Here is a 4,220-nt window from a genome sequence, read left to right as displayed (position 1 = left end):
GCGGTCGCGGTGGACGGCAAGACCAGCCGTGGCGCCCGCCGCCGGGACGGCAGCCGGGTACACCTGCTCGGAGTGGTCGAGCACGGCAGCGGCCATCTGGTCGACCACGTCGAGGTCGACGCCAAGTCGAACGAGACTACCGCTTTCCAGTCCTTGCTATCCGGGTTGGAGTTGGCCGGGGCGACGGTCACGTTCGACGCCCTGCACTCGGTGCGGGCCAACCTGGACTGGCTGCTGCGGGCGAAAGGCGGCCACTACCTGACCGTGGTGAAGAAGACCAGCCCACCCTCTATGGCCGGTTGCGTACCCTGCCTTGGGCTGAGGTCCCGCTGGGCGAGCGCACCCGCGACCACGGTCACGGCCGGGACGAGACCCGCACGTTGAAGGTCGCCACCATGGCGGGCCTGGACTTCCCCCACGCCCACCAAGCCATAAAGATCGTCAGGTGGCGGCGGCAGAAGGGCAGGCCCGCCAGCCGCGAAACCGTCTACGCCGTCACCGACCTGACCGCCATGCAGGCCACCGCGGCGCAGCTGGCGCTGTTGGCCCGGCAGCACTGGCACATCGAGGTCAAGGTCCATTACGTCCGCGACGTCTCCTTCGGCGAGGACGCCAACACCACCCGCACCGATCCGTGAAGGACCTCGACTTGAGGGCCTTCGCGGAGGAAGCGCTAGACGAGCATGCCGCCTGTTGCGTGACCATCCTCAACGATGTACGGGACACCGTCTATGAGATCAAGCGGCACGAACCGAAGGCCACAGCGCGCACGCTGCCCGCCAGCAGATGATTTCTAGTACCAGATCTCAGCCTGGGGCAAAGAGCTTGCCAACTCACCAACTCGAAGGAGCACGCATGAACCCCGAAGCCGAACTTGTCGTAGCCGTCGACACCTTGACCCAGATCCAGGACCGCTACGACGCGGAGCATTCCGACGGAGGCAGCACGGGCCGCAGCGACGGCGGAAGCGGGGACGGTTTGAACTTCCCCGAAGAGGACTGACAGGAAGCAGCTAACGCCCGACCCAGCGCCTCTCGTGCACGGTCACCAAATAAGGAGAGCAGATTGGGACTCGTGGACCATCCCTTGGTCCAGGGAATTCACAAGGCGCTGGGCTGGTCGGACGTTTCCCCCCTCGGGCAAGCTTTCGCGCGGGGCCGTCTGCCTGAGGCGTCGCTTTGCCAACGGCTGATGACCCCGACGCGGCTTCTTGACATCCTCATGCGACGCAGCCTAGAGCCACCACAACTACGCTGCTTCCAGAACGGCGACGAACTGCACCCTAACGACTATCTTCGATCGCAAGCTAACAGGCGACGGCAAAATATCCGAATCGTCGATTCAGGCGCAATGACGAGCCTCCTAGATTCTGGAGTGACTCTCGTACTCGACGCATTAGACACATTCGACCCGACAATGGAGGTTGCAACCCGAGCACTCCAATGGTGGTCACACGAGCTAGTACAGGTGAACGCATACCTGACCACACGATCAAGCTCCGGATTTCCGATCCATTGGGATGATCACGACGTCATCGTTGTTCAACTCGCGGGCGAAAAATCCTGGGACGTCCGGAGTTCTTCCCGATCCGTCCCCATGTATAGGGACGCAGAGCCGAACCCTATCGCGTCCGAGGAATCGGTCTGGCAAGGTACTATGAAGCCTGGCGATGTGATGCACATCCCGCGCGGCTATTGGCATCAGGCGACGCGCGACGGCAACCGGGACCCGGTAAGCCTTCATCTTACCTTCGGATTCGTCAAACGTACCGGGGTTGACTGGCTTGCATGGATCGCGGATCGAGCCCGGGAGATCGAGCTATTCCGCTGCGACCTTACTCGTTCCCGATTGCAAGAAGATCGGGAAGAGGAAAGGAGGCGCCTCGAAGCGGCGGCTATCGAGCTATTAAAAACCTACCCTCCCGCATCCTATCTGAGGACTCGCGAAAGACTGCAACCGCCCGCCCGCCAGGCGCCGCATTTCCCTTCACCGCAAGAACCAGCTGCAGTGGTGTGCGTCACCGAGTTCGCCCCAGAAATAGAACGCGAAGATCAGAACGTCGTCCTTTATGCCGGCGGCAAGAGAATTGCCGTCAAGAAGAAGGCTGAATCCGCACTCGCGCTCCTACTGAGTGGCCGCCCAGTCAACCTCGCCACGGTGAGCGCGGAAACCGGAATCGACATCCGACCGTTAGCGCGAATTCTAGTCCAGGAAGGGACATGCACCCACCTGACCGGAGAATCATTCTCGGGCTATACCGGACTCGTCACAACCGAGGCATTTTAGAAGCCGCACTGGAACAGGGAATTCAAGATCTGGACACCGCATTCAACTACGCCGACTTTTCCTCGCTTGATCGGCTTGCAGCCATCGCGCCCGATCTAATCTCTGAATTTCGCCTTTCCACCAAAGTCGGCTTCTTTCCCTCCGCCACCGGGCGTGCTGAACACTCCCTGAATCCCATACAACTCCGACAGGCGATCGAGGTCACAGCGGACACCTTGGGGCGAACTCCAGACGTCATCTTCTTACACAACCCCGAAAGAAGCGTCACAGAGGCCGGACGCGAGATCGGTTATGGTCTGCTCACTGACGCTGCTGAGACGTTGGAGCGCGCCGTACACTCTGGCCTCTGCGCAGCATGGGGGATATCGACGTGGGAACCCCGGCCACTCGTTGAGGCGATCCGCCACAGAGCCGAGCTGTCAGCCCTTCCTACCCATCTGATGCACCGAAGCGGTGTACTCGTCAGTTCGGCTGTCATGGAGGCTACCGACAGCCTTGCCGAGCTTCTACGGGTGGGCGTGGACGGGCGATGGGGGATGAGCCCGTTCGGAGGTGACACCCGCCTGCCCTTCTGGGACACGTTGAGCGTCGGCTCTCTTCTGAGCATGCAGGGACCATACAACCCTGTCGAGGCGGCATTCCGACTGGCCTACGAGTTGCCGAATGTCGAGCGCGTCTCGGTAAGTCTTAACGATCCGATGCATCTCGCTCAACTCGTCGAAGCAACCCGCCTCAGTGTCGACCCCGTAATGCTCGAAAGATATCGGAAGCTTCTACGGAGCCGACAGCGGGCTAATGCTTCGTAGTACGACTCTCTAACCTGAACGTGGGGTTCCCGCGAGTTCGACCACTAGTCGGTCAGCTTCACGCGTCAAAGGCTTCTCCAAATCTGGATGATCGCCAAAATTTCGAACCATCTTCAGCAATTCGACACACATGAATAGCTGAGCGATTTTCCCAGATCGGCATGATAGGTCGTCGGCGAACTCCTCACTCACTCGTTTGGCGACAGCAGGAACGAGCAATGAGAACACCCACAACGTAGCCGCGTCGAGACCACGCGGCCCCAGGCCCCAGCCCTCCCAGTCCAGAAGCGTCATGGTGGGCGCTGTTAGGTTGGCCCAATGCACGTCGGCATGAGCGGGCATCCACTCATCCACTGAGGGGTCTACTGCCTCACCGGCGTATTCACGGACTCGCCTATTGATCAGGTCTTGGCGGACACCAACGCGGGTGGTCTTCTTCCCAGCAAGCGCGGAGAGCGATTCCCGAAGATCGTTCCACCAATCAGCGGAAAGACCTTGGGGATAGTCCCGGATCTCCGGGGTGGAGCTGATAACAGGAGAGTCTACGCGAGTTGTCTCGTCTGCCCGCCACACCAACTCTCGTTGGCCATCTGACCAGCGAATCGATCTAAGAAGCTGCGGTTTCGAGATTCCGGTCAGCACTGAGGCGCATTCCTCGCCCGTCCAGGTCCACTCGTTCAAAAGGTCGGAGGGACGGAATAGAATCTTAACCCAGGTCCCCCGACTCGTTCTGAAGCCGACTGACTTTCCACCCCAGCCGAAGGCTGGATTCTCGGTGTCGAGATCTACGGAGAGCACTTCTTTGCAGTAATCAATCACGTCAGGGATACGTGTATCCCGTAGATCAAGCACCGTGATTCCTTCGGCTGGTCCGATCTTGCTGCGTCGACCCTACCATGGCGGTACAGTGGAACCGATGGCGTGTCCCCCGCGCGGCAAGTTGACCAGCTCGGCTCCAGAGGGACCTACGGCGGAGGTTGCAGGCAGCTTGTTGCAGCGGTCCATCAGCGTGGGGGCGCCCCGTTACACCCCCCTGTATTTGCCTCAGACCGACGAACCGGCCTTCCTGGCAGGTTAGGGGGTACCCCTGGCTAAGGCGTGTTTGAAAAGTGGGGGGCGTGTGATCCC

At 60.5% G+C, this 4,220-nt stretch carries 7 protein-coding genes; 6 read left to right on the top strand and 1 reads right to left on the bottom strand.

What is annotated here, in order from left to right; genetic code table 11:
• The 6 genes from DD1DGNOD_RS06795 to DD1DGNOD_RS06780 all read left to right on the top strand — a co-directional run.
• Positions 1-384: transposase (locus tag DD1DGNOD_RS06795; protein WP_165036493.1), on the top strand; the 384-nt coding region annotated here is incomplete at its 5' end.
• A complete protein-coding gene (locus DD1DGNOD_RS06790) occupies positions 381-638 on the top strand; it encodes a transposase (RefSeq protein WP_131769691.1) in 258 nt (85 codons plus the stop codon). The genes DD1DGNOD_RS06795 and DD1DGNOD_RS06790, both read left to right, overlap by 4 nt.
• A gap of 11 nt (positions 639-649) precedes the next feature.
• Positions 650-790 (top strand): hypothetical protein, encoded by a 141-nt coding sequence (locus DD1DGNOD_RS26630; protein WP_165036491.1) that lies wholly within the window; start codon positions 650-652, stop codon positions 788-790.
• Positions 791-855: 65 nt separating this feature from the next.
• Positions 856-1,002: a hypothetical protein gene (locus DD1DGNOD_RS26625; RefSeq protein WP_165036489.1), complete on the top strand. Its 147-nt coding sequence runs from the start codon at positions 856-858 to the stop codon at positions 1,000-1,002.
• 72 nt (positions 1,003-1,074) lie between these two features.
• A complete protein-coding gene (locus DD1DGNOD_RS06785; RefSeq protein WP_131769692.1) occupies positions 1,075-2,286 on the top strand; it encodes a JmjC domain-containing protein in 1,212 nt (403 codons plus the stop codon).
• Positions 2,220-3,092: an aldo/keto reductase gene (locus tag DD1DGNOD_RS06780; RefSeq protein WP_131769690.1), complete on the top strand. Its 873-nt coding sequence runs from the start codon at positions 2,220-2,222 to the stop codon at positions 3,090-3,092. Before DD1DGNOD_RS06785 ends, DD1DGNOD_RS06780 begins: the two co-directional genes overlap by 67 nt.
• Positions 3,093-3,101: 9 nt before the next feature.
• Here DD1DGNOD_RS06780 and DD1DGNOD_RS06775 read toward each other — a convergent pair whose 3' ends face one another.
• The gene (locus DD1DGNOD_RS06775; RefSeq protein WP_131769689.1) at positions 3,102-3,944 is read right to left on the bottom strand and encodes a hypothetical protein; all 843 of its coding nucleotides are present in this window, start codon (positions 3,942-3,944) and stop codon (positions 3,102-3,104) included.
• Positions 3,945-4,220 lie beyond the last annotated feature (276 nt).

It is taken from the genome of Candidatus Protofrankia californiensis (genome assembly GCF_900634765.1).
GTDB classification, from domain to species: domain Bacteria; phylum Actinomycetota; class Actinomycetes; order Frankiales; family Frankiaceae; genus Protofrankia; species Protofrankia californiensis.
This window is presented reverse-complemented; position numbering and strand designations above follow the sequence as displayed.